General features: G+C 64.8%; 26 protein-coding genes. 13 read left to right on the top strand and 13 right to left on the bottom strand.

All coding sequences use genetic code 11. The features are described from left to right. Positions 1–81 precede the first annotated feature (81 nt). Positions 82–2,295: a response regulator gene (locus tag BMI87_RS14360; protein ID WP_078522301.1), complete on the top strand. Its 2,214-nt coding sequence runs from the start codon at positions 82–84 to the stop codon at positions 2,293–2,295. On the opposite strand, the gene recQ is transcribed toward BMI87_RS14360, so the two are convergent. After that, a complete protein-coding gene (gene recQ, locus BMI87_RS14355; protein ID WP_078522300.1) occupies positions 2,292–4,355 on the bottom strand; it encodes a DNA helicase RecQ in 2,064 nt (687 codons plus the stop codon). The genes BMI87_RS14360 and recQ overlap by 4 nt on opposite strands. Next, complete coding sequence (locus BMI87_RS14350; protein ID WP_075775346.1) at positions 4,355–4,654, bottom strand: YggT family protein; 300 nt, start codon at positions 4,652–4,654, stop codon at positions 4,355–4,357. Before BMI87_RS14350 ends, recQ begins: the two co-directional genes overlap by 1 nt. 127 nt (positions 4,655–4,781) lie before the next feature. Between BMI87_RS14350 and BMI87_RS14345 the strand changes: the two genes are divergently transcribed. The 9 genes from BMI87_RS14345 (at position 4,782) to dxs (ending at position 13,205) form a co-directional block, all read left to right on the top strand. Continuing rightward, positions 4,782–5,315 carry a thioesterase family protein gene (locus tag BMI87_RS14345; protein ID WP_078522299.1) on the top strand — a complete coding sequence of 178 codons (534 nt, stop codon included), beginning with the start codon at positions 4,782–4,784 and terminating at the stop codon, positions 5,313–5,315. Between the two features lie 103 nt (positions 5,316–5,418). Then, positions 5,419–6,774, top strand: a complete 1,356-nt coding sequence (locus BMI87_RS14340) for an MFS transporter (protein ID WP_078522298.1) — start codon at positions 5,419–5,421, stop codon at positions 6,772–6,774. Continuing rightward, complete coding sequence (gene mepA / locus BMI87_RS14335) at positions 6,771–7,667, top strand: penicillin-insensitive murein endopeptidase (RefSeq protein WP_078522297.1); 897 nt, start codon at positions 6,771–6,773, stop codon at positions 7,665–7,667. Before BMI87_RS14340 ends, mepA begins: the two co-directional genes overlap by 4 nt. Next, on the top strand, positions 7,640–8,569 hold the full coding sequence (locus tag BMI87_RS14330; protein ID WP_078522296.1) for an esterase-like activity of phytase family protein: 930 nt from the start codon (positions 7,640–7,642) through the stop codon (positions 8,567–8,569). The genes mepA and BMI87_RS14330 overlap by 28 nt, the downstream gene beginning before the upstream one ends. 87 nt (positions 8,570–8,656) lie before the next feature. Further along, on the top strand, positions 8,657–9,289 hold the full coding sequence (locus tag BMI87_RS14325; protein WP_078522295.1) for a queuosine precursor transporter: 633 nt from the start codon (positions 8,657–8,659) through the stop codon (positions 9,287–9,289). A gap of 349 nt (positions 9,290–9,638) precedes the next feature. After that, complete coding sequence (locus BMI87_RS14320) at positions 9,639–10,034, top strand: c-type cytochrome (RefSeq protein WP_078522294.1); 396 nt, start codon at positions 9,639–9,641, stop codon at positions 10,032–10,034. Between the two features lie 125 nt (positions 10,035–10,159). Further along, complete coding sequence (locus tag BMI87_RS14315) at positions 10,160–10,396, top strand: exodeoxyribonuclease VII small subunit (protein WP_078522293.1); 237 nt, start codon at positions 10,160–10,162, stop codon at positions 10,394–10,396. Beyond that, the gene (locus BMI87_RS14310) at positions 10,397–11,263 is read left to right on the top strand and encodes a polyprenyl synthetase family protein (protein WP_078522292.1); all 867 of its coding nucleotides are present in this window, start codon (positions 10,397–10,399) and stop codon (positions 11,261–11,263) included. Positions 11,264–11,282: 19 nt separating this feature from the next. Then, complete coding sequence (dxs, locus tag BMI87_RS14305; RefSeq protein WP_078522291.1) at positions 11,283–13,205, top strand: 1-deoxy-D-xylulose-5-phosphate synthase; 1,923 nt, start codon at positions 11,283–11,285, stop codon at positions 13,203–13,205. A gap of 42 nt (positions 13,206–13,247) precedes the next feature. Here the strand turns inward: dxs and BMI87_RS14300 are convergent, their stop codons facing one another. The 5 genes from BMI87_RS14300 to mbfA form a co-directional block, all read right to left on the bottom strand. Continuing rightward, a complete protein-coding gene (locus tag BMI87_RS14300) occupies positions 13,248–13,865 on the bottom strand; it encodes an HAD family phosphatase (RefSeq protein ID WP_078522290.1) in 618 nt (205 codons plus the stop codon). Next, on the bottom strand, positions 13,858–14,316 hold the full coding sequence (locus tag BMI87_RS14295; protein ID WP_078522289.1) for a YaiI/YqxD family protein: 459 nt from the start codon (positions 14,314–14,316) through the stop codon (positions 13,858–13,860). Before BMI87_RS14295 ends, BMI87_RS14300 begins: the two co-directional genes overlap by 8 nt. Then, positions 14,313–15,143 carry an S-formylglutathione hydrolase gene (gene fghA, locus BMI87_RS14290; protein WP_078522288.1) on the bottom strand — a complete coding sequence of 277 codons (831 nt, stop codon included), beginning with the start codon at positions 15,141–15,143 and terminating at the stop codon, positions 14,313–14,315. Before fghA ends, BMI87_RS14295 begins: the two co-directional genes overlap by 4 nt. Positions 15,144–15,153: 10 nt before the next feature. Beyond that, entirely contained in the window at positions 15,154–16,071 is a 918-nt protein-coding gene (locus BMI87_RS14285) for an AEC family transporter (RefSeq protein WP_078522287.1), read from the bottom strand. Positions 16,072–16,269: 198 nt separating this feature from the next. Next, entirely contained in the window at positions 16,270–17,247 is a 978-nt protein-coding gene (mbfA, locus tag BMI87_RS14280) for an iron exporter MbfA (protein WP_078522286.1), read from the bottom strand. A gap of 155 nt (positions 17,248–17,402) precedes the next feature. Between mbfA and BMI87_RS22565 the strand changes: the two genes are divergently transcribed. Next, a complete protein-coding gene (locus tag BMI87_RS22565) occupies positions 17,403–17,567 on the top strand; it encodes a hypothetical protein (RefSeq protein ID WP_158522192.1) in 165 nt (54 codons plus the stop codon). Here the strand turns inward: BMI87_RS22565 and BMI87_RS14275 are convergent. Then, positions 17,564–18,469, bottom strand: a complete 906-nt coding sequence (locus BMI87_RS14275; RefSeq protein ID WP_078522285.1) for a rhodanese-related sulfurtransferase — start codon at positions 18,467–18,469, stop codon at positions 17,564–17,566. The genes BMI87_RS22565 and BMI87_RS14275 overlap by 4 nt on opposite strands. A gap of 98 nt (positions 18,470–18,567) precedes the next feature. Between BMI87_RS14275 and pncA the strand changes: the two genes are divergently transcribed. Continuing rightward, positions 18,568–19,167, top strand: a complete 600-nt coding sequence (pncA, locus tag BMI87_RS14270; protein WP_078522284.1) for a bifunctional nicotinamidase/pyrazinamidase — start codon at positions 18,568–18,570, stop codon at positions 19,165–19,167. A 3-nt stretch (positions 19,168–19,170) separates the two neighbouring features. Further along, positions 19,171–20,478 carry a nicotinate phosphoribosyltransferase gene (gene pncB / locus BMI87_RS14265; protein ID WP_078522283.1) on the top strand — a complete coding sequence of 436 codons (1,308 nt, stop codon included), beginning with the start codon at positions 19,171–19,173 and terminating at the stop codon, positions 20,476–20,478. A gap of 4 nt (positions 20,479–20,482) precedes the next feature. On the opposite strand, the gene BMI87_RS14260 is transcribed toward pncB, so the two are convergent. The 5 genes from BMI87_RS14260 to arfB all read right to left on the bottom strand — a co-directional run bounded on the left by BMI87_RS14260 (position 20,483) and on the right by arfB (position 25,143). Then, entirely contained in the window at positions 20,483–21,964 is a 1,482-nt protein-coding gene (locus BMI87_RS14260) for an inorganic phosphate transporter (RefSeq protein ID WP_246832707.1), read from the bottom strand. Between the two features lie 90 nt (positions 21,965–22,054). Continuing rightward, complete coding sequence (locus BMI87_RS14255; protein ID WP_146681617.1) at positions 22,055–22,498, bottom strand: NUDIX hydrolase; 444 nt, start codon at positions 22,496–22,498, stop codon at positions 22,055–22,057. Beyond that, positions 22,495–23,472: a phosphotransferase enzyme family protein gene (locus BMI87_RS14250; RefSeq protein WP_078522281.1), complete on the bottom strand. Its 978-nt coding sequence runs from the start codon at positions 23,470–23,472 to the stop codon at positions 22,495–22,497. Before BMI87_RS14250 ends, BMI87_RS14255 begins: the two co-directional genes overlap by 4 nt. After that, positions 23,469–24,731, bottom strand: coding sequence for an aspartate aminotransferase family protein (locus BMI87_RS14245; RefSeq protein WP_078522280.1), 1,263 nt, complete (start codon positions 24,729–24,731; stop codon positions 23,469–23,471). The genes BMI87_RS14250 and BMI87_RS14245 overlap by 4 nt, the downstream gene beginning before the upstream one ends. Next, positions 24,721–25,143 (bottom strand): alternative ribosome rescue aminoacyl-tRNA hydrolase ArfB, encoded by a 423-nt coding sequence (gene arfB / locus BMI87_RS14240; RefSeq protein WP_075775325.1) that lies wholly within the window; start codon positions 25,141–25,143, stop codon positions 24,721–24,723. Before arfB ends, BMI87_RS14245 begins: the two co-directional genes overlap by 11 nt. Between the last annotated feature and the right edge of the window lie 71 nt (positions 25,144–25,214).

Raw genomic sequence — 25,214 nt, 5'->3', positions numbered from 1 at the left:
GCCCCTCATCGCGGTTAACCCGCCTTTCACGCAGCACTGCAACTCTGCCTCCCGGACCATACGGGGGGCTTTGCCGCGTCCATGCACAAGGCGATCGCAGAGAAACTGGCACAGGAACGCCGCGGGCGACTCGCGGCGGAAAAGCTGTTGGAGCAGAAGCGTCAGGAGCTGTTCGCCGCCAACCAGAAGCTGGCCCAGCACGCGCGCATGCTCTCCGATCAGGTGGTGGAGCAGCGCGAGGGCCTCGCCCGTGCGCTCAGCGAACGCGAAACCCTGCTGGGCGAGAACAGCCGCGTGCGCGACGATCTCGAGCGGGCCAATTCGCTCGCCCAGATCGCGCAGGCGCGGCTCTGGCATGCGGTCAATTCGATCTCGGACGGTTTCGCGGTGTTCGACAGCGACCTGCGCCTCGTCGCTGCCAACGAACTGTTTCTGGCCTTCTTCGAAGGGGAAATCGCGATCGGCCCCGGCGTCTCCTATGACGAGGTGACGCGCATCGCGGCAGAAAGCGGTTTCTTCGACCTGCAGGGGCGCGACCCGCTCGATTGGCATTTCGAGATGTGCGAACGCATCCGCCGCACCGACATCCCCCCGATGGAGCTGCGCACGCAGGATGGCCGCTGGTTCCGGCTCAACGACACATGGGGCGCGCAGGGCGATCTCGTCACCTTCGCGCAGGACATCACCGGCGCCGTCGCGCGCGAGGTCGAACTGCGCGAGGCCCGCGACCGGGCGGAGGCGGCGAACCGCGCGAAATCCGCCTTCCTCGCCAATATGAGCCACGAGATCCGCACCCCGATGAACGGCGTCGTCGGCATGGCGGACCTGCTGGCCGAGACCGATCTGACCGAGGAACAGCGCCTGTTCGCCGAGACCATCCGGTCGTCGGGCGAGGCGCTTCTGACCATCATCAACGACGTGCTGGATTACTCGAAGATCGAGGCGGAGCGGATGCGGCTTTACCCCGAACCCTTCGATCTGGAGCGATGCCTGCACGAGGTAATGGTGCTGCTGCAGCCCTCCGCCAAGGATCGCGAGGTGAAGCTGCTGGTGGATTACGACCTGTTCCTGCCCACGCGCTTCGAGGCCGATCCCGGGCGGATGCGACAGATCCTGACCAACCTTCTGGGCAATGCGGTGAAGTTCACCGATGCCGGTCACGTCCTCGCCCGCGTCGTGGGGGTCGAACGCGAGGCCGGTCACTACGAGCTGCACATCACCGTCGAAGACACCGGCATCGGCATCGCGCCCGAGCTGCTCGATCACGTCTTCGGCGAGTTCAATCAGGTCGAGGCCGAGAGTAATCGCAAATTCGAAGGCACCGGGCTCGGCCTCGCGATCACCCGCCAACTGGTGGAGCTGATGGGCGGCGAGGTCTGGGTGGACAGCGCGCTTGGCGAAGGCTCGTGTTTCGGCCTCAAACTGGTGCTGCCCCGAGCCGAACCGGTCGAACCGATCGACGCCCCCTCCCCGCCGATCACGCTGCGCGCGGCGCTGGTGGTCGACGATCTTCTGGTCAATCGCGTCATTCTCGAGCGGCAATTGCAGACCTACGGGCTGGAGGTGACGCTTTGCCGCTCCGGCGAGGAGGCGTTGCAGGTGATCGAGGATGGCAGCGCCTTCGACGTGATCCTGACCGATCACCAAATGCCCGCGCTCGACGGGGTGGCGCTCGCGCAGAGACTGCGGGCGGATGGCGGTGACGTGCCGATCCTGCTGCTCAGTTCCGACCCGGAGGCTGCGAAGGCCGCGATGGGTGAGGGTATCACCGGCTGCCTGCAAAAACCGGTGCTGCGCTCAGAACTGTTCCGCGCATTGCAGGACCTGTCGCGGGCGGCCGAAGCGAGGCCCGAACCGCCGCCGCCCGGCCCGCCGCCAGAGCTGACCGAGCGGCGCGCGATGCGCGTGCTCGCCGCCGAGGATAACCGCACCAACCAGCTGGTCTTTTCCAAGATGGTGAAGGATCTCGATATCGATCTGCGCTTCGCCAATAACGGCCATGAGGCGGTCGCGCTCTGGCGCAGCTTCCAACCCGATCTGATCTTCATGGACATCTCGATGCCCGGCATGGACGGGCGCGAGGCGGCGCGCGAAATCCGGGCCGCGGAAGGCTCCGCGCATGTGCCGATCTGCGCGCTGACCGCCCATGCGATGGAGGGCGATAGCGAGGGCATTCTCGCCGCCGGGATCGATCACTACCTGACCAAGCCCCTGAAAAAGCGTGAGATTACCGAACGCATCCTGTCGGACCGCCCCGCAGATGCGCGCCCGCCCGCGATCGACCAACTCGCCTAGCGGTAGTCGGCCAACACCGCCAGAAACGCCTCGGCAAATCGGTCGAGCTTCGCCTCGGGCAGGTTCGAAATCCGGGCGAGGTCGTCGCGCGAGCGCGGCTTCGTCTCGGCGATCTTGCGGATCGTCGAGGCCGAACAGGAGAGCGGGCGATCATAACCATCCGCGCCACGTTCGAGATTTCGCTGCGCATCGGCCAGACGGTCGTATATCTCACCCTCGGTCGAACCTGCCAGCTTGCGGCGCAGCGGGTGCATCTCCTCGACCGCGCCCGCTATCACCTCCAGAAACTCGGTGCCGTAGCTTTCCAGCTTCTTCGCACCGACACCGCTGATCCCCGCCATCTCGTCGAGCGTTCCGGGGCGTTTCTCGGCGATCTCGATCAGGGTGCGGTCGGTGAAGACGACATAGGCGGGCACGCCCTGCGCCTCGGCCAGCGCGCGCCGCTTCGCCTTCAGCGCCGACAGGAGCGGCGCGTCGTCGTCGCTCACCAGCGTCTTGACCACATGTTTGGTCTTCGCCTTCGCCACCAGATCGCGGCGCAGCGTGATCGACTGCTCGCCGCGCAGGATCGGATGCGCGGTCTGGGTCATCACCAGCGCGCCGTGCCGCGCCGCGTCGGGACGGATCAGGTCATGCCCCATCATCTGCCGGAACACCGCCTGCCATTGCGGACGGCTCAGATCGCGCCCGACCCCGTAGGTCGGCAGCTTGTCATGGCCCCATTGCTTGATCTTGTCGGTCTTTGACCCCAGCAGGATCTCGATCAGATGCCCCGCGCCGAACCGCTCTTCCGAGCGCAGCGCGGCAGACAGCGCCTTGCGCACGGCTTCGGTACCGTCGAACAGCTCGGGCGGCGTATCGCACAGATCGCAATGCCCGCAGGGCGCGGCCTCTTCGCCGAAATAGCGCAGCAGCTTCACCCGACGACATTCGGTCGCCTCGGCGAGACCCAGCAGCGCGTTCAGACGTCCGTGATCGGCCTCCTTGCGCTCGGGCGGGGCGAGCCCCTCGTCGATCTGGGACCGGCGCAGCTTGATGTCGTCGGGCCCGTAAAGCGTCAACGTCTCGGCGGCGGCGCCGTCACGCCCCGCGCGACCGATCTCCTGATAGTAGGCCTCGATGGATTTCGGCAGATCGGCATGGGCGACCCAGCGGATATCGGGCTTGTCGACGCCCATCCCGAAGGCGACCGTCGCGACCACGATCAGCCCGTCTTCGCGCTGAAAGCGGGTCTCCACGGCGCGGCGGTCATCGGCCTCCATCCCACCGTGATAGTAACAGGCCAGATGCCCGGCCTCGCTCAGCGCCTTGGCCAAAGCCTCGGTCTTCGCCCGCGTGCCGCAATAGACGATGCCGGATTGCCCTTTGCGCGCGGCAGCGAAGCGCAAAATCTGTTGACGCGGCTGATCCTTGGGCGAAAACGCCAGATGAATATTCGGCCGGTCGAAGCCGCGCAGGAAGCTCTCGGGAGGTTGCCCGTCGAACAGGCGCGTGACGATCTCGGTGCGGGTTTCTTCATCCGCGGTCGCGGTGAAGGCCGCGAGCGGCACGCCGAGGCTACGGCGCAGTTCGCCGATACGCAGGTAATCGGGGCGGAAATCATGGCCCCATTGGCTGACGCAATGCGCCTCGTCCACCGCGATCAGGCTGACGCCAGCTCGCTTCAGCAGATGCTGCGCCCCACCCGAGGCCAGACGCTCCGGCGCCATGTAGAGAAGCTTCAGCCGCCCTTCGTCGATCGCGGTGAAGACCTCTTCGGTCTCCTCCTCGGTATTGCCCGAGGTCAGCGCGCCCGCCTCGACGCCCGCCTGCCGCAGCGCGCGGACCTGATCGCGCATCAGGGCGATCAACGGTGAAATCACCACCGTCACGCCCTCGCGCGCCAGCGCAGGCAGTTGATAACACAGGGATTTCCCGCCACCCGTCGGCATGATCGCCAGCACGTTCCGGCCGTCGATCACCGCGCGCACGATCTCTTCCTGACCGGGCCGGAAGGCGTCGAACCCCCAGACCCGCGCCAGTAGCTCTGCGGGGGCTTCGGCTGCCGCAGCCGCTGGCATCAGAAGCTGTTGCCGTAGAAGAAGGCCGCGTTGTTGAACAGCGCCTGACGGATGATGATCAGGATGATGAAGGCCACCAGCGGCGCCAGATCGAGCCCGCCCGTGTCGGGCAGGAAGCGCCGGATACGCCCGTAGATCGGCTCCAGCAGGTTATTCAGGCCGAACCAGATTTGCGCCACCAAGGGTTGGCGCAGGTTCAGCACCTGAAAATTGATCAGCCAGCTCATGATGATATGGGCGATCATGACGAACCAGATGACGTTCAGGATCAGCACCAGGGCCTGAAAGAGCGTGACCATCGAAACCTCCGCTTTGGATCGCAAAGACAGGTAAGCGAGGCGCAGCCCCATTGCAACCGCAGGCTGGCGCGCATTTTCCGTAACGTCTCTCTTGACCGCCCCGCTGCGGCGCAGCACCTCTGGGCGCATGTATCCCGTTATCCGCATGGCCAAAGAGATCGTGAAGTTCCGCAACGCCCCGGCGTTGCCGATCACGGGCACCCATGTCAGCCAGCATATCTGCTGGCCGTGGGACATCGACCTGTGGATGGAGCTCAACAACGGGCGCACGCTGACGCTTTTCGATCTGGGGCGGATTCCGCTCGCGATCCGCACCGGGCTCTGGGGCGCGCTCAAGCGCAACAAATGGGGCATCGTGGTCGCCGGGAACACCACGCGGTATCGCCGCCGGGTGCAGGCGTTCCAGAAATTCGAGATGCGCTCGCGTTGCCTCGGCTGGGACGATCGCTGGATCTGGCTCGAACATGCGATGTTCACGAAGGACGGCAAGTGCACCTCGCATGTGCTGATCCGCGGGGCTGTAACCTCGAAAAAGGGCATGATCCCGCCCGCGCAGGTTTTGGCCGAGATCGGGCAGGACGCGACCTCGCCGCCACTTCCCGAATTCGTGGCCGCATGGGCCGACGCCGACCACATGCGCCCGTGGCCGCCGCAGATGTAACACTGCCGTCAGCGCGGCTTGCCTAACCCGTCGAAACCCTTGCCAGATCGTCCCTTTTCGGGCTTGATCGCCGCAATTACTGGCGCGGCGGGGAGAGGGCGACATGATCACGGCGAAGAAACGTATCTGGGGCTGGTGGTTCTTCGACTGGGCGAGCCAACCCTATAACACGCTGCTGGTCACCTTCATCTTCGCCCCCTTCGTGAAAGACCTCATGGGCTCGGGCACGGCGGCGCAGACCGTCTGGGGCTACGGCGTCGGCATCGCCGGGATCCTGATCGCGCTCGGCTCGCCCTTCCTCGGCGCGGTCGCGGACCGCTCGGGACGGCGGATGCCGTTCATCTGGGTCTTCTCGGTGATGTATGTGCTGGGCGCCTGGGGCCTTTGGTATGCGGTGCCGGGCGATTTCAAGCTGATGGCGATCATGATCAGCTTCGCCATCGGCATGATCGGCATGGAATTCGCGACCACCTTCACCAATGCGATCCTGCCTGACCTCGGGCCTCGCGAGGAAATCGGGCGCATTTCCGGCTCGGGCTGGGCGTTCGGCTATATCGGCGGGATGATCACGCTGTTCATCATGCTTCTGCTGCTGCAGGCGAGCCCGACGACCGGCAAAACGATGCTGGGGATCGAGCCGCTCTTCGGCCTCGACGTCGCCACGCGCGAGGATACCCGCGCGGTCGGGCCGCTCACCGCGATCTGGTATGCGGTCTTCATGATCCCCTTCTTCCTCTGGGTGCGCGAGCCGCGCAAACCCGACGCGCTGCCCATCGGCACGGCGCTGCGCGGCGCTTGGCCGGAGCTGCGCGCGACGCTGAAGGCGCTGCCGCATCGACGTTCGCTGACCTCGTTCCTGCTCAGCTCGATGTTCTATCGCGACGCGCTCAACGGCATCTACACCTTCGGCGGGCTCTATGCGGCGGGCGTGCTGAACTGGTCGATCACGCTGATCGGCCTGTTCGGCATCCTCGGCACGATCACCGGGGCGACCTTCGCATGGCTCGGCGGCAAGGCCGATGACCGCTGGGGGCCGCGCGCGGTTATCATCACCTCGCTGGTCGTGCTGACGCTGGTGGTGATCGGCATCGTAATGATCTCGCGCGAAAGCGTCTTCGGCATGGCCGTCACCCCCGACAGCAAACTGCCCGACATCGCCTTCATGGTGCTGGGCGGGATGATCGGGGCCTGCGGCGGCGCGCTGCAATCGGCTTCGCGCACGATGATGGTGCGGCAGGCCGACCCGGAAAAGATCACCGAGCATTTCGGCCTCTACGCGCTTTCGGGCAAAGCCACCGCCTTCATCGCCCCGCTCGCGATCGGGATCACGACGCAGATAAGCGGAAATCAGTCGACGGGCATCACTCCGATCATCGTTCTTTTGCTTTTGGGGCTGGTCCTGCTAGGATTCGTGAGAAGTCACGGAGACCCAGCGCCCGAAGGACCCCCCACATCATGATCGCGAAATTTCTCGTCGCCGCTCTTTCTTTCAGCCTTATTTCTGCGCCCACATTCGCCGAACCGCTCGCCCGCCAACTTTTCGGCTCCAAGGCGAGCGCTTCGGCGCAGGCGCCTTCGGCCATCGGGTTCTACTCGCGCGGCTGCGCCGCAGGCCTCCAGCGCATGCCCGAGAGCGGGCCGACCTGGCAAGCGATGCGCCTGTCGCGTAACCGCAACTGGGGTCAGCCCGCGATGCTGACCTACCTGCAGGATCTGTCGCGCTATGCCGCGTCGCTGCCGGGCTGGAACGGTCTCTATATCGGCGATATTTCTCAGCCGCGCGGCGGTCCGATGACGGGAGGCCATGCGAGCCACCAGATCGGGCTGGATGCCGATATCTGGATGCTGCCCGCGACGAACCTGCATCTCAGCCGCGCCCAGCGGGAGAAAATCTCCTCGATCTCGGTGCGCACCGCCGATCAGCGCCACACGAATTCCAACTGGACGCCGCAGCATCTCGCTCTGATGCGCCACGCCGCCGCCGATCCGCGCGTCGACCGTATCTTCGTGGCCGCCGCCGTGAAGATCGCGATGTGCAACACGGTGCCGCGCAACGATCGCGCATGGCTGCAGAAGATCCGTCCGATGTATGGCCACAACAGCCATTTCCACGTCCGCCTGAAATGCCCGCCCGGTGCGCGCTATTGCGAGACGCAGAAACCGACCGTGGCGCAGCTCTCGAAGGGAGGCGATGGCTGTGACGTCACGCTGAACTGGTGGGTGACCGATTATCTCAACCCGCCGAAGACTGCGGCCAAGCCCAAGCCGAAAGGGCCGCCGAAGAAAAACGCGAAAACCTACGTCATGTCGGACCTGCCCAACCAATGTCGCGCCGTTCTTACCTCGCGCTGATTGCAGGTGCGGGGCTGGCCATTCTCGGAGGGCTCGCGCCCGCCGGGCCGCATCCCCGCGCGCAATTCCTGCAAAGCTTTCACTGGACCATGCCGGGCGTGTTCGTCTTCGGCGGGTTTTCAGGGCTTGAGCTGGGGCCGGACGGAGGCGATTTCGTCACCCAGTCGGACCGCACGACCATCTGGCGCGGGCATCTCGATCGCAACGCAGCCGGCCAGATCAAGGACGTGAGGGTCACACAAGGGCCGAACTGGCTTCACAGCTCCAAAGGCGCGGCGCTGACCCGTCATCTGGGTGACAGCGAAGGCTTGGCGCTGGCGCCGGACGGTTCGGTCTATATCTCCTTCGAGGGGCTGGCGCGGGTGTCGCATTTTCCGACCGATGGCGGCCCGGCCGAGTTGCTGCCACGCCCGGATGCCTTTGCGAAGATGCAGAACAACTCCTCGCTCGAGGCGCTGGCGATCGACGATCAGGGCACGCTCTACACGATGCCCGAACGCTCGGGCGCGAAAGACAGGCCCTACCCGGTCTGGCGCTATCGCGACGGGAAATGGGATCAACCCTTCGCCATCCCGCGCTCCGAGAACTGGCTGCCGGTCGGTGCGGATTTCGGCCCCGATGGCCGCTTCTACCTGCTGGAGCGCGACTTCTGGGGGCTACTGGGCTTTCGGACGCGCGTTCAGGTCTTCGACATCAACGGCGACTCGATCTCGGGTGGCGAGGTTCTTCTGGAAACCGGCGCCGGGCGTCACGACAATCTCGAAGGCCTCGCGGTCTGGCGCGACGACAGCGGCGCGATCCGTCTGACGATGATTTCCGACGATAATTTCCGGTTCCTGCAGCGCACCGAGATCGTGGAATACGTGCTGCCTGAGACGCGCCGCACCGCCAAAAAGGATTGACGCAACGCGTTCGAGCGCGTATCGCGCGCCCTTGCCCGGAGGGTTCCGGGCCATGTCTCCGCTACCATGTAAAAACGGTTGAACATCATGACCCGCTACATTCCTGGCATCATTGCCATGGCCATCATCGTCGTGGCCTCGAACATCCTGGTGCAATTCCTCGTCGGCGACTGGCTGACCTGGGGCGCCTTCACCTACCCCTTCGCCTTCCTCGTCAATGACGTGATGAACCGCGTCTACGGCCCGGGCGCCGCGCGCCGCGTGGTCGCCGCCGGTTTCGTCGTGGGCGTGATCTGCTCGCTCATCGGCAGCCAGATCATGCTGCAGGGCGACGGCTACACCTATCCCGCCGTCACGCTGCGCATCGCGCTGGGCTCGGGCGCGGCCTTCCTCGTGGCGCAGATGACCGACATCTTCGTCTTCGACAAGCTGCGCGACGGCGTGTGGTGGCGTGCCCCCGCGATCTCGACCCTGATCGGTGCGTCGCTCGATACGCTGATCTTCTTCTCGATCGCCTTCTCGAGCGCGCTCATCTTCCTCGAGCCGTCGAATGACGTGTCCTGGGCCAATGAAACCCTGCCCCTGTTGGGCTTCGGGCCGACGGTGCCGCTCTGGGTGTCGCTGGCCACCGCAGACTGGCTTGTCAAACTTGCCCTGACTTTGATCGCACTGCTGCCTTTCAAGGCACTTGTTACGAAACTTTCTCCAAGGATTGCGTAATTTTTCTTGCCACACACAAAATCTGTGGCACGCTGTGGATAACGGCAACGCATGAAAGGAGGTGGTCCAGTGTCTAGAGTGATAGTGGAGAGAGGTGTCGGGACAGTGAGGGGGGCCGTGGCCTGAGGGCAAACCCTGGGGCAAAGAACCCTGACTGGGACGGCTGGATCCTTCGGACCCTAACCGGACCATCTCCGTAGATCTCGGAGGGCCATCTCGAACAGAGATGGCCCTTTTCGTGGGGCGTTCCTTAGCAAAAAGGAGCGCCCTTCGTCATTGACGTCGATCATCGACTCGGCCTCATTTCGCGCCCAACCTTCCTATGCGTCAACTTGTGTGGGAGGACACTATGCGCTTCACTTACCTCATCGCTGCGGCATGTCTCGCCGCGACCCCGGCCATCGCTCAGGACGGCGATGTCGGCAAAGCTCTCTACGGCCAGTATTGCGCCAGTTGTCATGGCGACGATGGCACGGGCACCGGGCCGATGGCCGAATATCTGAACGTGAAACCCGCCGATCTGACCGGCCTTGCCGCCGCCAATGACGGCGAATTTCCGATGCTCAAGGCGATCCACATCATCGACGGACGCACGGGCGTGCGGGCGCATGGCGGACCGATGCCGGTCTTCGGCGATGTCTTCATGGAACAGGGCGGACACGGTGCGCCGTATTACACCGACGTCCTGGCCACGCGCGGGCGCGTCCTTTCACTCGCGACATATCTCGAGTCGCTTCAGAAATAGGCGATAAGACGTTCACGATAGCACCGGTCTCGCGGGGTGATCTCGACTCCGCGAGCCGGATATGGTTTGCAGGAACCCGGGCGTCAGAGCCTTATTGGACGACATATCACCGGGAATGCAGATTGATGAGCGATATTGACGCGTTGAGCTTCGAAGAGGCGATGAAGGCTCTCGAGGAAGTCGTGGGCAAACTGGAACATGGCGACGTGCCCCTGGACGAGTCGATCAAACTCTATGAGCGCGGCGCCAAGCTGAAAGAGCATTGCGCCAAGCTTCTGAAAGAGGCCGAGGCGCGCGTGGAGAAAATCACGCTCAATGCCGACGGCGCTCCGAAAGGCACGACCCCCGCCGAAGGTCTATAAATGTTCACCTCCCGTTTGAAAGAGGTGCAGACGACCGTTCAGGTCGCGCTCGATGCCGCCGTGGCGCGCCAGCCCGAGGGGCCGCTGCGCGCTCCGATGCATTACGCGCTGCAGGGCGGCAAACGCCTGCGCGCCTTCCTCGCGATCGAAAGCGCCGCAATCTTCGGCATCCCGGAGGCGCAGGTGATGCCCGCCGCCGCCGCGGTCGAGGCGCTGCACGCCTATAGCCTCGTGCATGACGACCTGCCCTGCATGGATGACGACGATCTGCGCCGCGGCCAGCCGACAGTTCACGTGAAATGGGACGAGGCCACCGCCGTGCTGACCGGCGATGTGCTGCAGACGCTTGCGTTCGAGCTTTGCGCCGATCCCGTCCTCGGCCCAGCAGAGCGGCGCATCGCGCTCAGCCTCGCGCTCGCGAAAGCCTCCGGCGCGGCTGGCATGGGCCACGGTCAGGCGCTCGACATCGCGGCGGAAAGTGCCACCGATCCGCTCTCGCTGAGCCAGATCACCGCACTGCAGGCAGGCAAGACCGGGGCGCTGATCTCGTTCGCGTCGCGCACCGGCGCGATCCTCGCAGGCGAGGACGAGGGCCCTCTGAGCGATTTCGCCGATGCGGTCGGTCTGGCCTTTCAAATTCACGATGACATCCTAGATGTGACGGGTTGCGAAAAGGCCGCCGGGAAACGGGTCGGCAAGGATGCCGAGGCCGGAAAAGCCACCTTCGTCTCGCTGCTCGGCCTCGCCGGTGCGCAGCTTCGGGAGGGCGAGCTGATCGAGCAAGCCATAGACGCGCTTTCGCCTTACGGCGAGGAAGCGGAAAACTTGCGGGCCGCTGCGCGTTTCGTTATCTCCCGCGAGATGTAGCGCGCCTAGGGGGCAGCCAATGAGCGATAACCCGAACGACCAAACGGCAACGCCGCTCCTCGACAAGGTGCGACTGCCGTCCGATCTGAAAGGCCTTTCCGATCCCGAGCTGAAAACGCTCGCCACCGAATTGCGCGCCGAGACCATCTCGGCCGTGTCGCAAACCGGCGGGCATCTGGGCGCGGGTCTGGGCGTGGTCGAGCTGACCGTCGCGCTGCATGCCGTGTTCGACGCGCCGCGCGACAAGATCGTCTGGGACGTGGGCCACCAGTGCTACCCGCACAAGATCCTGACCGGGCGCCGCGACCGCATCCGCACCCTGCGCACCAAGGGCGGGCTGTCGGGTTTCACCAAGCGCTCGGAGTCGCCCTACGACCCGTTCGGCGCGGGCCATAGCTCCACCTCGATTTCGGCTGCGACCGGCTTCACGATGGGCCGCGAGCTGGGCGCCGAAACGGGCGACGCGATTGCCGTGATCGGTGACGGCGCGATGTCGGGCGGCATGGCGTTCGAGGCGATGAACCACGCGGGCCATCTGGGCAAACGCATGTTCGTCGTGCTCAACGACAACGAGATGTCGATCGCCCCGCCCGTCGGCGCGCTGTCGTCCTACCTCACCCGGCTTTATTCCGAGGCCCCGCTGCAGGACCTGAAATCCGCCGCCAAGGGCGCGGTCGGCCTGCTGCCCGTGCCGTTCCAGGAAGGCGCGCGCCGGGCGAAGGAAATGCTCAAGGGCATCGCCATGGGCGGCACCCTGTTCGAGGAGCTGGGCTTCTCCTATGTCGGCCCGGTCGACGGCCACGATCTCGACCAACTGCTGCCGCTCCTGCGCACGCTCAAGGCCCGCGCGACCGGTCCGGTCCTGATCCATGCGGTGACGAAAAAGGGCAAGGGCTACGGCCCGGCCGAGAACCGCCCCGATGGCGGCCATGCCACCGCGAAATTCGATCTCAGCACCGGCGAGCAGAAGAAATCGCCCTCCAACGCGCCGAGCTACACCAAGGTCTTCGCCGAAAGCCTGATCAAGGAAGCGGCGAAAGACGAGAAGATCGTCGGTATCACCGCCGCCATGCCCGATGGCACGGGGCTGAAGCAATTCGCGGGCGTCTATCCGCGCCGCTGTTTCGACGTGGGCATCGCCGAGCAGCACGCCGTCACCTTCTCCGCCGGGCTCGCAGCCTCGGGGATGAAACCGTTCTGCGCGATCTATTCGACCTTCCTGCAGCGCGGCTACGACCAGATCGTCCATGACGTCGCGATCCAACGCCTGCCCGTGCGCTTCGCCATCGACCGCGCCGGTCTGGTGGGCGCGGATGGCGCGACCCATGCGGGCTCGTTCGACGTAGGCTTCATGTCCTCGCTGCCCGGCATGGTCGTGATGGCCGCCGCCGACGAGGCCGAACTGGTCCATATGGTCGCCACCGCCGCAGCATATGACGACGGCCCCATCGCCTTCCGCTATCCGCGCGGTGAAGGCATGGGCGTCGACATGCCCGAAGAAGGCGTTCCGCTGGAAATCGGCAAAGGCCGGATGATCGCGGAAGGCGCGCGCGTCGCGATCCTGTCCTATGGCACCCGTCTGGCGGAAGTGCTGAAAGCGCGCGAGGCGCTGCAGGCCCGCGGCCTTGCGCCGACCGTCGCCGATGCACGCTTCGTCAAACCGCTCGACACCGATCTGATCGACCGGCTGGTGGCCGAGCACGAAGCGCTGATCTGCATCGAGGAAGGCGCAATCGGCGGCTTCGGCAGCCATGTCGCGCAATACCTGTCGGAGCAGGGCGTCTTCGATCACGGGTTCAAGTTCCGCTCGATGGTCCTGCCCCACACGTTCATCGACCACGCCTCGCCCGAGGATATGTATCACTCGGCAGGCATGGATGCGCCGCAGATCGAGGCGAAGGTGCTCGAGCTTCTGGGCGTCGCGGTCGCGAAACGCGCCTGAGATAAATTTTTCTTATTTCCGGGTCGGCTGCATAAGTTGAACTTATGCGGCCTCCGCCTCCTCCAGCAGGCCTTCCTCGACCAGCCGCCGCGCCCAGCCCTCCGGCCCGTCGAAGAGATGCGTCTTCCAGCCGAAGGTATGCGCCGTCGCGATATTGTCGGCGCGGTCATCGGTGAAGATCAGATCCGAGCCGGACAGTCCCGACGCGTCCTCGACCATCTGATAGATCTCCGGGTCGGGCTTCGTGACGCCCATATGGCCCGAGATGAAATCGCGGTCGAAATCGCGCAGGAACGGGTAATGCGTGGCCGCGAAATCGTAGCTTTGAATCCCGAAATTCGTCAGGGAGAAAACCGGCATCCCCTTGGCCTGCAAGGATTTCATCAGGCGCAGCGAATGCGGGATCTCGGGCGCGGCCATCTCGATCCAGTCATCGTGCCAGCGCCGGATCGCATCGCGCCAGCTCGGGTATTTCTCGGCCCATGCGTAGATCGTCTCGCGGAACGGCGCGCCGCGGTCGATCTCGTCATTCATGCCGTGCAGATCGACCTCCGCGAACATCTGCTCGCGGGTCTCGCGCGGCATGATCCGGTCGTAATGCCGCTCCGGCTGCCATTCGATCAGCACGTTACCGATATCGAAGATAACTGCCTTAACCATTCTTAACCTCTCTTGCTGCCGCCCGCGCGACCCGGTCGAGCGCATCCGAGAACCGCGCCCGGTCGGCCTTGGAAAACGGCTTGCCGCCGCCCTGCCGGAACGGATCGGCAGAACGCAGATCCGCCATCAAATCCCGTGTCGCCAGGACGTTACCAATATTGGCGGGGGTCAGCGCCTCGCCATCGGGACGCAGCACCCGCGCGCCGGCCTCGACGCATTTCGCCGCCAGCGGGATGTCATTGGTGATGACCACATCGCCGACTGTCGCGCGCTCGGCGATATACATATCGGCCACGTCCGGCCCCTGATCGACATAGACCATCTCGACCAGCGGATTGGGCGAGGGCCGCAGCCCGCCATTGGAGACAAGCATCAGCTTGACGCCGAGACGGGTCGCGACCTTCTCGGCCTCGGCTTTCACCGGGCAGGCATCCGCGTCGACCCAGATCACGCCCAGAGCGCCTCGGCGTGGAATTCGATGTGATCGGGAATGAAGGTCGAGACGAAATAGTAGCTGTGATCGTAACCTTCCTGAATCCGAAAGGTGCCGGGCTGACGGCGCGCGGCCATCGCTTCGGCCAGCGCCTCGGGTTTCAGCAGGTCCAGGAACTGGTCCGAACCGCCCTGGTCGATCAGCACTTCGCCGTCGAACCCACGCTCGCGCATCAGAAGCGTGGCGTCATGCGCCGCCCATGCGGCCTCGTTGTCGCCCAGATAGGCGCTGAACTGCTTGCGCCCCCAGTCGCTTTGCGTCGGGTTCGCGATCGGCGCGAAGGCCGAGACGGAACGGAAGCGATCAGGCAGCGACATCGCCAGCGTCAGCGCACCGTGCCCGCCCATCGAATGGCCGGTGATCGCCTGCCGCTCGGGGTCGATCTCGAAGGCGGCGTCGATGGCGTTCGGCAGTTCCTCGGCGATGTAATCCCACATCCGGAAATGCGGCGCCCAAGGGTCCTGCGTCGCGTTGACATAGAAGCCCGCGCCCTGACCCAGATCGTAATCCTCGTGATTGGCCACGCCCTCGCCGCGCGGTGAGGTGTCGGGGAACACGAGCGCGATCCCGTGCTCGGCCGCGAAAGCCTGCGCGCCCGCCTTGGTCATCGCGTTCTCATGGGTGCAGGTCAGCCCCGAGAGATACCACAGCACCGGCACCGGACCGTCCTCGGCTTCGCGCGGCAGGAACAGCCCGAAGGTCATTTCGCAATCATTGACCTTCGACGCGTGCGAATAGACGCCTTGGACGCCTCCGAAACAGCGGTTTTCCGAGATCGTTTTCATCAAAGCCTCCTTAGCCGTGAACCCAATGGATGACCGCCGGAACCGTGAGGATCGAGACGGCGGTCGAGACGAGGATGGCGGCCGAGACGCGCTGCGGCGCCACCCCGAAATGCTGCGCCAGAATATAGACATTGCCCGCGACGGGAAGGGCGGCGGCGGCGATCATCACGCCTGCCGCGAAGGGGTCGACATCGAAGATCAGAAGCGAGGTGATCGCGATCGCGGCCGGGTGCAGGAAGAGCTTGCCGAAGGACAGCCAGACCGCCGGCGCGGGCTTCTCGGCCGATTTGCCCGCAAGCGAGGCGCCGATGGCGAAGAGCGCGCCCGGCGTCGCGGCGGCGCCGAGGATCGTCATGAACTCCGACAGCGGGCCCGGCATCGGCAGCTTCAGCCCGGCCCAGGCGAGCCCCGCCACCATCGAGACGATCATCGGGTTCTTCACCAGCCCCAGCGCGATCGGCGCGAGCGAGACCTTCCCGTGCCGCGCGGCGGTGATGAAGATCGTGATGATCGAGGAGAACACGATCAGATCGCAGCTCAGCACCATCAGCACCGGTCCAACCGCCGCCGGTCCCAGCAGCACCACCAGCATCGGCACGCCGAGGAAGCCGGTATTGCCGGTCATCGAGGTATGCGCCTCCATCGCCGAGAGCGCGGTGGGCAGCTTGCGCGCCTTGGCGACGGCGAAACTGATCAGCCAGACCGCGCCCGAGCCGGTGAGATAGGCGAGGATGAACTGCGGATCGACAAGCGCGGCCAGATCGAGATTGGCCGAGAATTTGAACAGCATCGCCGAGAGCGCGAAGTAGAAGACGAATTTCGTCAGCCACGCGGTCGCCTCGGCGGTGAAAAAGCGGATCTGTCCGGCGAACCAGCCAAGCCCGATCAGGGCGAAAAACGGCAAGGTCTTCAGAAAGATCTCAAGCATGGCCAAGGGCTAGCATGCGCCTTTGGCAAGTGCCAGCTATGGAATGAGGTCTGCGCGCCCGTGGCGGGGTCGGGAAGCCTCCGGCGGGGATATTTTTGCCAAGCCGAAAGCGGAGCGCCTGTCTTCGCCTTGGCTCAAATATCCCCCGCGGAGCGTCCCGCATGTGCCGCTGGCGCGCGGGTCGGAGGAAGGTCTGCGTCAGCCGCCGCCGATCAAGACACCGGCTGCGAAGACCAGCGCGCCGCCGAGCACGACCTGGAAGGCCGCGCGCAGGAAGGGCGTTTCCATGAAGCGGTTCTGGATCCAGGCGATGGCCCAGAGCTCGATGAACACGACGATGATCGCGATGGTGGTCGCGGTCCAGAAATCGGGGATCAGGTAGGGCAGCGCGTGACCCAAGCCGCCCAGCATCGTCATCACGCCCGAGGCGATGCCGCGTTTGATCGGCGAGCCGCGGCCCGAGATCACGCCGTCATCATGCGCCGCTTCGGTGAAGCCCATCGAGATGCCCGCGCCGACCGACGCCGCGAGGCCCACGAGGAAGGTGGTCCAGGGGTTTTGGGTCGCGAAGGCGGTGGCGAAGATCGGCGCGAGGGTCGAGACCGAGCCGTCCATCAACCCGGCGAGACCCGGCTGCACCCAGGTCAGGATGAACTGGCGGTGGGCCTGACGGTCTTCCTCTTCCTTTTCGCTCTCGGGCAGATGCGTGCCGGTCAGCTCTTCGGCCTTTTGCTCGTGACCGAGTTCGGCAGCGGCGAGATCGCCCAGCAACTCGCGCGTGCTGGCATCGGAGCTACGCTGGGCTGCGAGCGTGTAGAACTTGCCCGCCTCGCGCTCCATCGCCTCGGCCTCGCCGCGGATCGTGTCGAGCGACAGGTTCTTCGTCAGCCAGATCGGTTTGCGGTTGTAGAAGCCCGCGACATGTTCACGACGGATCAGCGGGATCACATCGCCGAAGCGTTCGGTGTGCCGGGCGATCAGGAGGCGGCGATGCTCGTCTTCCTCTTTCGCCATCTCGTCGAAGATCTTCGCGGAGGCCGGATATTCGGCGCGCAGATGTTCGGCATATTGGCGATAGATGCGTGCGTCGTCCTCCTCAGAGGAGATCGCGAGCGCAAGCACTTCCTGTTCAGTGAGATCGTCGAAACGGCGGCGTGACGCGAAACCGGGAAGCATGGGAGGCCCTCTTTTTTAGAACGGTTCTAAAATATTAAGAGTTGCGTCCAGCGCAAGGCAGTATTTCGAACCGATCAGTTCATTTTGGCTTGATTTCCGAACCGAACGGTTCATATTCAATTCCGAACCAAGTAGTTCAGTTATGGAGAACCGCTATGAAACGTCTCGCTTACGCCCTTGTTCTGTCTGTGTTTGGCGCGACCGCCGCATCGGCTGGCATCGGGGATTTCTCGCTGCCGCGTCTGGACTTCCCGACCACCGGGGCTCCGACCGTCACGCAAGGCTGCAACGATCTGACGCAGGTCTGCGCGGATAATTAATCGCGTCCGAGATGCGCTTCGTCCCGCTCGGCGGCGAGGCGCATCTGACGTTCGCGCTCGCGGAAGCGGTCGCGATCGGCATCGGAATATTCGCCGATGCAGCGGTGACAGGAGACGCCTTCCTCGTAATCGGGATGGCGCTTGTCTTCCGCGGAGACCGGGCGGCGACAGGCGTGACAGCTGTCGTAATCGCCCTGTTTCAGCCCGTGGCGCAGGCTCACGCGCTGATCGAAGACGAAGCAATCGCCCTGCCAGAGCGAGCCGTCTTCAGGCATGTCTTCGAGATATTTCAGGATGCCGCCCTTGAGGTGATAGACCTCGGGCACGCCTTCCGAGAGCAGGAAATTCGTCGATTTCTCGCAGCGGATGCCGCCGGTGCAGAACATCGCGACGCGCTTGTTGTCGAAGCGATGCGCATTGTCGCGCCACCATTGCGGAAATTCGCGGAAGGATTTCGTGCCGGGGTCGATGGCGCCCTCGAAAGTGCCGATCTCGATCTCGTAATCGTTGCGCGTATCGATCACGACCGTGTCGGGCGAGGAGATCAGCGCGTTCCAGTCCTGCGGCTCGACGTAATGGCCGACGCGGGCTTTCGGATCGATATCGGGCTCGCCCATCGTGACGATCTCGCGCTTGAGCCGCACCTTCATCTTGCCGAAGGGCATCTCCTCGGCCGCGCTTTCCTTCCATTCCAGATCGGCACAGCCCGGCAAGCCGCGGATATGCGCCAGCACCGCGTCGATCCCTTCACGGGTCCCCGCGATGGTGCCATTGATCCCTTCGCGCGCGATCAGGAGCGAGCCTTTCACGCCATGCGCGCAGGCGATCTTCGCCAGCGGGGCCTTCAGGGCCTCGGGGGACTCGAACCGGGTGAAATGGTAAAGGGCGGCAACGGTGAACATGGGCCCCGCATTAGCGCCGTGCGGGGGCGTTAGGCAAGAGCCGTTGACCATGTGGGGCCCGCGCCCTACCCATGGAGAGACCCTGCGGGAGAGACAAAATGGCCAAAGCCCTGATCGTGATCGACGTGCAAAACGATTTCTGCCCCGGCGGCGCGCTGGCGGTATCGGGGGGCGACGAGATCCTTCCGCGCGTGAATACGCTGATGACCGAGTTCGACACCGTGGTGCTGACGCAGGATTGGCACCCGGCGGACCATTCCTCTTTCGCGAGCCAGCACGAAGGCGGCGCGCCCTTCACGCAGGTGCATATGGAATATGGGCTGCAGACGCTCTGGCCCGATCATTGCGTGCAAGGTTCCAAAGGGTCCGAGTTCCACCCCGATCTGGCCGTGGACCGGGCGCAGCTGATCATCCGCAAGGGGTTCCGGCGCGATGTCGACAGCTATTCGGCCTTCTTCGAGAATGACCACAAGACGCCGACGGGGCTTGCGGGCTACCTGCGCGACCGGGGCGTCGAGGATCTGACCTTCGTGGGGCTCGCCACCGATTTCTGCGTGGCGTGGTCGGCGCTGGATGCGGCGAAGCTGGGCTTCCGCGCGACCGTGATCGAAGGCGCCTGCCGGGCGATCGATCTCGACGGCTCGCTGCAGGAGGCGCATAGCGAGATGCGCTCTGCCGGTGTGAAGCTGGAGGCCTGATCCATGGTCGACATCGCGAGCCGCGTCTATAACCACAAGTGGAAGATCGACCCGATCGTGCGGTCTCTGATCGACACGGATTTCTACAAGCTTTTGATGTGTCAGTCTATTTTCCGCAACAAGCCGGAGACGCGGGTCAAGTTCAGCCTGATCAACCGCAGCAAGTCGATCCGGCTGGCGGAGTTGATCGACGAGGCGGAACTGCGCGAGCAGCTGGATTATGCGCGCTCGCTGAAACTGTCGCGCGGGGAAAGCACCTGGCTGCGCGGCAACACGTTCTATGGCAAGCGGCAGATGTTCCGCTCGGATTTCATGGAGTGGTTCGAGGGCTATCAACTGCCGCCCTATCACTTGGAGAAGCGCGACGGGCAATATGAGCTGACCTTCGAGGGCAAATGGCACGAGGTCATGCTCTGGGAGATTCCGGCGCTCGCGATCCTGATGGAATTGCGTGGCCGTGCGGTGCTGAACACGATGGGGCGTTTTGAGCTGCAGGTGCTCTATGCGCGCGCGATGACGAAGGTCTGGGAGAAGATCGAGGCGCTGCGCGAGCTGGACAACCTGCGGATCGCGGATTTCGGCACCCGGCGGCGACACAGCTTCCTGTGGCAGGACTGGTGCGTGCAGGCGATGCTCGAAGGGTTGGGCGATGTATCCGAAGGCGGCGCGTTCACCGGGACCTCGAACTGCCTGATCGCGATGCGCCGCGATATCGAGGCCGTGGGCACCAACGCGCATGAGATGCCGATGGTCTATGCGGCGCTGACCAATAGCGATGCGGAACTGGCGAAGGCGCCTTACAAGGTGCTGGCCGATTGGCATGAAGAGCATGACGGCAACCTGCGCATCATCCTGCCCGACACCTATGGCACGAAGGGTTTCCTCGACCACGCGCCGGATTGGCTGGCGGGCTGGACCGGCATCCGCATCGATTCGGGCGACCCGGCGACGGGTGCGGAGATCGCGATCGACTGGTGGAAAGCGCGCGGCGAAGACCCGCGCCAGAAGCTGGTGATCTTCTCGGACGGCCTGACCGTCGACAAGATCCGCGAGTTGCACGCGCAGTTCGCCGGTCGGGTGAAGGTCAGCTTCGGCTGGGGCACGCTGCTGACGAACGACTTCCGCGGGCTGGTGCCGAATGACGCGCTCGCGCCGTTCAGCCTTGTGTGCAAAGCGGTCGAGGCCGATGGGCGCCCGACGGTGAAGCTGTCGGACAATCCCGCGAAGGCGATGGGCTCGGAGGACGAGATCGCCCGCTACAAGCGCGTCTTCGAGGTCGGCCAGCAGCAGGCGATGAAGGTCATGGTCTGAGCGGTCAGGTGATCGCGTTGAGGATCAGGTAGACCACCGCCGAGAGCGCGGCCGAGGCCGGCACCGTGACGATCCACGCCGTGGCCACCGTCATCATATGCGAGCGGCGCACCAGCAGGCGGCGCTTGCGCTCTTCCGGCGGGACGGGCTTGCCCTTGCGGATGCCCAGCTCGCGGGCGCGTTTCTCGGCATGCCATTCGCGGTAGAAGCCGACGCCGAAGATGCCGCCGACCGCGATATGGGTCGAGGAGACCGGCAGGCCCAGCCACGACGCCACGATCACCGTGATCGCCGCCGAGAGCGCCACGCAATAGGCGCGCATCGGGTTGAGCTTGGTGATCTCGTTGCCGACGAGGCGGATCAGCTTGGGTCCGAACAGCAGCAGGCCGACGGAAATCCCCAGCGCGCCCACGGCCATCACCCAGAACGGGATGCCGACCTGCGCCGCGATATCGCCCTGCTCGACCGTGTGCACGATGGCCGCGAGCGGGCCGACCGCATTGGCGACGTCGTTCGCACCATGGGCGAAGCTCAGCAGCGCGGCAGAGACGACGAGCGGCAGGCCGAACAGCGTCTTGAGCGATTTCTTGCGGTTCTCCATCCCCTCGGATTGGCGGCGGATCATCGGGATCGTGACGAGCCAGCCAATGACACCGACGACGAGGCCGATCAGGACCGCTTCGACAATCGTGATCTTGAACAGGTGCTTGAGGCCCTTGAGCGCGAGATAGGCGGCGAAGGCCCCCGACATGATCCCGATCAGGATCGGCACCCAGCGGCGCGCGGCGGCGATCTTGTCATCGACATAGATCACCTTCGTCTTGATCAGCGCGAGGAAGGCCGCCGCGATCACGCCGCCCATGACCGGCGAGATCACCCAGCTTGCCGCGATCTTCGCCATCGAGACCCAATCGACAGCCCCGAAGCCCGCGGCCACGATGCCCGCACCCACGACGCCGCCGACGATGGAATGGGTGGTCGAGACCGGCGCGCCGAGCCATGTCGCGAGGTTCAGCCACAGAGCCGCGGCCAGCAGGGCCGCCATCATCGCCCAGACGAAATGCCCGGAATCGGGCAAGGCGGTCGGATCGATGATGCCTTTCGCGACGGTTTTGACGACATCGCCGCCCGCGACCAGCGCGCCCAGGCTTTCGAAGATGGCGGCGACGATCAGCGCCCCGATCAGCGTCATCGCGCGCGAGCCCACGGCGGGGCCCATGTTGTTGGCGACGTCATTCGCGCCGATATTGAGCGCCATATAGGCCCCGATCGCAGCGGCGGCGATCACCACCAGCTGGCCGGGCTGACCGCCCACCAACACCGCGGCCACCAGACCGACGAGCACGATGAAGGCCAGCGCGATCCCCGGCGCGACCATGCCGCGCGCCACGAATTGCGCAGCGTTTTCGACGCGTCCGATCCGCTTGAGATCCTTATCGAGCGTTTTCCACTGATTGACGCGGGACTCGTTGTCTTGATTGGCCACCGTCACGAACCTGTCATCTAATTGTCAGAAGTCCGCGCGGGCCTAGCGGGTTTGACCCGTTGTGACAAGCCGTTCGACGGCTTTCGGGGCTCAGAGCTTGCGCAAAAGCTTCTGCAGGCCCTCTTCGTTGACCAGCTTCGCGGCCTGCTTGGGCGCGAACCATTTGCGCTTGCGCTGATGCTCTTCGGGAAAGGACTTCATCAGGGTCTCGACCCGCATCGGGAAGACGACGACATCGGTGGGCGTGGCCAAGCCGCTATCGAGAACCTTGTCGTAGCGGAACGCCCCGGCGGGCTCCTTTTCGATCTTCCCGACCGCCCCGGCCTCTTCCCATGCCTCCTGCTTGGCCGCGCCGGACAGCGAGCGGCCCCGCATCGGCCAGCCTTTCGGGATGACCCAGCGCCCGGTGTCGCGCGAGGTGATCAGAAGAACCTGGGTCTTGCCGTCTCGGATTCGCAGACAGAGCGCCCCCACCTGCAAAGAGGCGGGGCGATACCCCAGCAAGCCCTTCGCGACGGATTTCGCCCATTTCATCGACTGGTCCCCCATGGCGGCGTACGGTTCTCCAAATGCTGTGCGAGTTCAAGCGCACGCTCTAAATATAGTCTTTGGCGCGGATCGGAACCCGGTGCCCGGGTCACAATCCAGCCAGCAGACGCGAAGGCTCTCAGCGCCACGAAAAGCGGCAGAAGTGCCTCCTGATCGGGCGGAAGCGGACGCAGGCTGCGATAGCCCTCGACGAGCCCTGCCGCCTGTTCGCCCCAAAGCGGGTCGCCCCAGCCCTGCACCAGCGCCGTCGCAAGGTCGTAAAGCCGATAGCCCGGCCCGCAATCGTCGAAGTCGATCAGGGCGAGCCCGTCCGGGGTCGATAGCACGTTCTCACGCAGGCAATCGGCGTGGATCGGACCGTAATCCTGTGCCTGCGCCAACAGCGCACGCGCAAGATCGCGGCCCGAAGACAGCGTTGCGGCCTCAACTTCCGAAAGCTGAGGATGTTCCCAGAAACGTCCCCAAAGCGGACGCTCCCCCAGAAACCCCTCGCCATCCCACGGGTTCCGGTCGAACCCGTCGGGCGGGGCGGCATCGCTGCTGATGTGCAGTTGCGCGATAAGGCGGCCCAGCGCATGAGCCTCGGCGCGCACCGCCTCGGGCGAGCCGGACAGCGGCTGATCGCCCGCGCCGATCGGCGCGCCATCCAGCCACTCCACGCAGGAGGTGACGCGGTTGCGCACGCTGCCCGTCAGCGCCCCGTTCAGCGCACGCACCGGGCGCGGCACCGGCATCCCCTGATCGGCGAGGCTTTCGCACCAGCGCAACTCGGCCTCGATCCCTTCGCGGCCCTGATAGCCGGGACGGTGCAGCCGCAGCGCGACATGGCGGCCATCCTTCAGATGCGCCTCGAAGACGATATTCTCGCGGTTCTTCACCAGACGCGGCGGCGCGCTCGCCTGCCCCCAGGAATAGAGGGCGGAGTCCGCCATCGCCTGTGCGGTCTCGTCCGAAATCATGCCGGAAGCTCCTCGAAACTTTGCGCAAGTTTCTCCAGCATTTCATCGGCATCGGCCCGATTGAAGACCATCGGCGGGCGGATCTTGAGAATGTGTTGTGCCCGGCCCACCCGGCCCATCAAGACATGGCGCTCGCGCATCGCCTCGACGATCCGGCCCGCGGCTTCGCTGGCGGGTTCGCCGTCTTGCGCAAGTTCGATCCCGAGGAAAAACCCCAAGCAGCGCGCCTCAGAAATCAGCGGATGGGACAATGCGCGCAGCCCTTGCAGAAGGTAGTCGCCGACCTGCGCCGCGTTCTCCTGCAAGCCCTCGTCTTCGATCACCCGCAAGGTCTCCATCGCTGCGGCGACCGAGACGGGATTGCCGCCGAACGTGTTGAAATAGCCGAAGGCCTCGCGGAAGGCGGCCATCACATCGGGCTTCGCCACCAAGCCCGCGACCGGATGACCATTGCCCATCGGCTTGCCCATCGTGACCACGTCGGGCGTGAAGCCCAGCCATTCGTGGCCCCAGAAATGCGAACCGATCCGGCCGAAACCAGGCTGCACCTCGTCGCACAGGATCAGCCCGCCCGCGCGGCGGATCACCTCGACCGTCGGGTCGAGGAAACCGGGCGCGATGCCGGGCATCCCTTCATTGGCGAAGATCGGGCAGAGCATGAACCCCGCGAAGCCGTGGCCGCTCTCTTCCAGCTCGGCAATTGCTTGGGCCACATTCGCCGCAAAGGCCTCGGGCTGCGCCTCAAGCGATCCGCCCAAAGGCGCAAGACTGTCGGGCGCGGGCACCCGGCGGATATGGTCCGGCCAGCCTCCGATCGGCGGGCGGCGAGTCGAGAGATGCGCCACTGCGGTGGTGTTGCCGTGATAGGTGTTGTCGGTCGCGATGAAGCCGCGCTTGCCGGTCACCGCCTGCGCCATGCGCAGCGCGACATCGTTGGCCTCGGACCCCGTGCAGGCCATCAGAAGCTGGCCGTCAAAGCCGAACTTGCCCAGCAGCGCCTCGGCATAGTCGAGGATGCCCTCATGCAAATAGCGGGTGTGGGTGTTGAGCGTCGCCGCCTGCTCGCAGATCGCCTTCACGATGCGCGGATGGCAATGGCCGCAATGGGCAACGTTGTTATAGGCGTCGAGGTAACGCTGGCCGTCGGCGTCGAAAAGCGAGCTGCCCTGCCCCCGAACGATCTCCACCGGGCGGTCGTAGAAGGTCGGCACGTTCGGCCCCAGAAGCCGCTCGCGCCGCGCCAAAAGATCATTCCCCATCCGAGACCTTCCCGCGCAGCGCTTTCTTCTCGCCGTGGATCGCCTTCGCCTTCAGACGCCGCTTCTTCGAGCCGAGCGTGGGCCGGGTCGGGATGCGTTTCTTGGGCTTTTCGCAGGCCTTGCGGATCATCTCGGCGAGGCGGTCGCGCGCGATCTCGCGGTTGCGCGCCTGACTGCGCGTGTCCTGCACCAGCAGCAAAAGTGCGCCATCGCTGGTCCATCTGCGCCCCGCGATCCGGCGCAGGCGGTTCTTCACCGGTTGCGGCAGGTGCGGCGAGCGTTCGGCCTCGAAGCGCAGTTCCACCGCAGTCGAGACCTTGTTCACATTCTGCCCCCCCGGACCTTGCGCCCGGGTGAAGGTTTCGGTGATTTCCCAATCCTCGATGGTTATCTGATCGTTGATCCGCAGCATGGGCCACAAGCTAGCTCACGCTGCGAAAAACGAAAGCCCCCTTCGGCTTGGTCCAAATATCCCCGGGGGTG

Source organism: Thioclava sp. F28-4 (assembly GCF_002020045.1).
Lineage (GTDB): Bacteria > Pseudomonadota > Alphaproteobacteria > Rhodobacterales > Rhodobacteraceae > Thioclava > Thioclava sediminum.
Note: the sequence above shows the minus strand (reverse complement) of the source record. Positions and strands in the feature narration are given on the sequence as shown.